Below are 1292 nucleotides of genomic sequence, written 5' to 3' on the forward strand. Positions count from 1 at the left end.
GCTGAACGGCGGGAACTGATTAAAGAAACTAATAGTGAACAAACGATTTTTAAGGGTAGCGAATTGGCAGAACGGTTAGCAGCTATTCGAAGTGACTTATTAACCCAGCAATTATTGACGTTTACCAAGCGGCCATATACCAGCTGGCAGTTAGTTAATCAGCAAGCCCAAACAATTGAGAAGCAATTAACCACGGTGCTAGCCAAACATGGTCACCAGTTAGACAATTTGAAGCATACTGATCGGGGCATGCTAGCCGCTTATCAACCTAACGAACTCGAATTCATTTCTAAAGCGGTGAAAGATTTACGGGTCGTTCGGGAAGTTAAAGCCGTGGTGCAAACCCAATACGACAGCATTCTAGCGACTGCTTTTCCGGACAGTGACCTGGATAAGCTAGAGACGATTGACAAGGAGCAAATTTATACGGCTGTGGTTTACTATGATCCAGAATTAAAGCCATTAGATGCAAACCAGCTTAGTCAATTACAACAGCAGCCACCGGTAGTCTTTACTAGTCAGCAACACCAAGCCGGTTTGAATTACCTGTTAGGTAAAATTGAATTAAAAGATATTCAGAACCACCGATTACAACGGGTCTTAAAACATGATGGCACCCGGCAACTGTTTATCGGCGAATGTGGCCAAGATCCTAAGTTGGATCACAAACAAATTGAAACTGTGCAAGCCCGTTTGAAACAACAGACAACGCGGTTTGATCAATATAAGCAAGACCAAATTAAGGACTATCAAGCGATCAATTATTACCCAACTAGCCCGAAAAACTACCTGACTAATATTTTGGACGAAGCCTTAATAACCATTTTATATGCGAAGAACACAGACTATCTAAGAAAGCAGCAATTACGTGGCTTAAAAGAGACCGAGTGGGCAATGACGAAAAAGCAGCGGCAACATCAAACTAGAAACCGGCATGAAGATGGGGGCATGCACTTGTAACCTAAATGTAAAAAAAATAAATGGTGTAAGTTACACCTTTTAGTGTTAAACTATGACTAAATTAAGAAAGGAGAACTTACATGTGACAGGCAATCAGGAATGGTACAGCCTAACGCAAGCTAATCATAAGCTGGGGCGTGGCCGAAATTATGTCAGCAACTGGATCAAACGACATCCAGAGTTCCCTGATCAATTTTTGCTTGGTTCAGGTACCAATAAATTAATATCTGATGAAGGGATAGAGTGGGTTAAAAACCACATAAAAAAAGAGGGCGTCCTCGTAAGCAGTGAAGTTGCTAACGGGGATCAGCACCTAGAAATACGCCATCTAG

General features: G+C 41.9%; 1 protein-coding gene and 1 pseudogene. Both read left to right on the forward strand.

All coding sequences use genetic code 11. The features are described 5' to 3' along the window. Positions 1-960: pseudogene (locus ACKTR2_RS10200) on the forward strand (MobQ family relaxase); the annotation flags it as partial. 52 nt (positions 961-1012) lie between these two features. After that, positions 1013-1292 (forward strand): hypothetical protein (locus ACKTR2_RS10205; protein ID WP_407885024.1); only part of this gene is annotated, 280 nt, incomplete at its 3' end.

This window comes from Furfurilactobacillus curtus (assembly GCF_045862785.1).
Lineage (GTDB): Bacteria > Bacillota > Bacilli > Lactobacillales > Lactobacillaceae > Furfurilactobacillus > Furfurilactobacillus curtus.